The organism is Streptomyces sp. LS1784 (assembly GCF_020103755.1).
GTDB lineage: Bacteria > Actinomycetota > Actinomycetes > Streptomycetales > Streptomycetaceae > Kitasatospora.
The window spans coordinates 1-2,051 of record NZ_JAHSQD010000924.1 but is presented as its reverse complement, the minus strand read 5'-3'; the positions used below and the strand labels follow the sequence as shown (position 1 = coordinate 2,051).

Below are 2,051 nucleotides of genomic sequence, written 5' to 3'. Positions count from 1 at the left end.
CGGGCGGCGTCCGGTGGGGCCGGCTCCCGGCAGGGTGCCGGCGGGGGCGGCGTTGTGCAGCCAGCGGGTGCCGCCCGAGCGGCCCGCGGCGGGCAGGGCGGCGGCGGTCGCACGGATGCACTCTTCGGGGACCTCGTTGCTGGTCAGGACCACGTCGACGGGGAGCAGGTGGAGGCGGGTGAGCGCGGCCGTGACCTCCTCCGGGGTGAGGTGGGCATTGGCGCCGGGGACGACGACGATGCTGTTCTCGCCGGACGGGTCGACCATGACGATCGCCTGACCGGTGGGCGCCTCCGGATGGGTGAGAACGGCGCCCGTCTCGACCTGCGCGCCGTGCAGATCGGCACGTGCCGCCTCGCCCTCGGCGTCCCGCCCGACCTTGGCGACCAGGTGCGTCGTCGCCCCTATCAGGGCAGCCGCCACCGCCTGGTTGGCCCCCTTGCCGCCGAAGCCCCGGGTGGCGGCGGTGGCGAGGACGGTCTCGCCGGGGGAGGGGAGCACGGGGCAGCGGAGGATGTGGTCGGTGTTCACTGAGCCGATGACGACCACGCGGCCGACGGGGAGCAGCTTCATCGTTCCTCTGTACGCGGCGGGGCGCGGGCGGCGCAAGCAGGCGGCCGGTGACGATCGGTGATGGGGGAGCGCAGAGTGAGCACGGGGCGTGCACGCGGGCGTGCGGAGCGTACGAGTGGGGCGTGCATGGCAGGTCGACCCATCGGGCGCCCTGTGCCCTAGCAGTGGTGAAGGGGTGCAATTTTGATGTAGACCGGTCTGCATATTTCTGTGCGCGGGTGCCTGACCTGGGCACATGCTGCTGTCACGGGGCAGGCTTGGGCGTGCGGGCGGGCGCGTCGGGGAGGCATGGGGGGCGGCATGGCGCGGGTACCACCACGGGTGGCGCTGGTTCGGCTGACGGGGGCGCTGCCCGGTGCGAACGGCATCGGGGGAAGTCGAGGGCAGGGGACGTTGTGATCGTCTGGGTCAATGGCACATTCGGGGCGGGCAAGACGAGCGCCTGCCGCGAGCTGGTGGAACTGCTGCCCGGGAGCGTGCTCTTCGATCCCGAGCTGGTGGGCTTCGGCCTGCGCCGGATGCTCCCGGCCGACCGGCTGGCGGCGGTGTCCGACTTCCAGGACCTGGCGGCCTGGCGCCGGCTCGTCCCCGAGACGGCGGCGGCGCTGCTCGGTGAGGTCGGGGGCCCGCTGGTGGTCCCGATGACCTTGCTCAGAGAGGACTACCGGGACGAGATCTTCGGCGACCTGGCCTCGCACGGGATCGCGGTGCACCACTTCGTGCTGGACCCTGAAGAAACGATCCTGCGTGACCGCATAGCCCACCGCGAGGCGTGTCCCGGCGATCCGGAGGGCAGCGAGCGGGTCCGCGACTGGTGCCTCGAACACCTGCCGCGCTACCGTGCCGCCCGCCGCTGGCTGGTCGGTGACGCCCGGCTGATCGACACCAGTGAGCTCTCCCCCCGGGAGACCGCGCACCGGATCGCCGAACTGGTCCGGGTCGGCGCCGCCCGCTGCCCGATCGTCCAGACCCCGGACCCGACCGGGGACACCGTGGCCTCCGCCGTCCTGTTCTTCGACGAGCAGGACCGCGTGCTGCTGGTCGACCCCGTCTACAAGCCCGACTGGGACTTCCCCGGCGGCGTGGTCGAACGCGGCGAGGCCCCCACCGACGCCGCCCTGCGTGAGACCGCCGAGGAGCTGGGCCTGCGCCTGGACCCGTCCACGCTGCGCCTGCTCGCCGTCGACTGGGAACCGCGCACCGGTCCTCGCCGCGGCGGCCTGCGGCTGATGTACGACGGCGGCCTGCTGAACGCGGAGGGCCGGCAGAACCTGCTGCTCCAGCAGGAGGAGCTGCGCAGCTGGCGCTTCGTCACCCTGGAGGAGGCCGGCGAACTGCTGCCCCCGGGCCGCTACCGGCGGCTGGCGGCCGCGCTGGACGCGCGGCGGAGCGGCGAGCTGCGGTACCTGGAGGCGGGGAGCCGGGTGGCCGTCGGGCTGGCGAGCGCGGCGGACGCGGCGTAGCGGCCGGTCGGCGCG

The 2,051-nt window shown here is 73.9% G+C and carries 2 protein-coding genes; one reads left to right on the top strand and one right to left on the bottom strand.

The genetic code is table 11. The features are described from left to right. Window positions 1-573: PfkB family carbohydrate kinase (locus KS423_RS44280; RefSeq protein ID WP_224285334.1), on the bottom strand; the 573-nt coding region annotated here is incomplete at its 3' end. A 395-nt stretch (window positions 574-968) separates the two neighbouring features. Here KS423_RS44280 and KS423_RS44275 point away from each other — a divergent pair. After that, window positions 969-2,036: an NUDIX hydrolase gene (locus tag KS423_RS44275; protein ID WP_224285333.1), complete on the top strand. Its 1,068-nt coding sequence runs from the start codon at window positions 969-971 to the stop codon at window positions 2,034-2,036. Window positions 2,037-2,051: the final 15 nt, after the last annotated feature.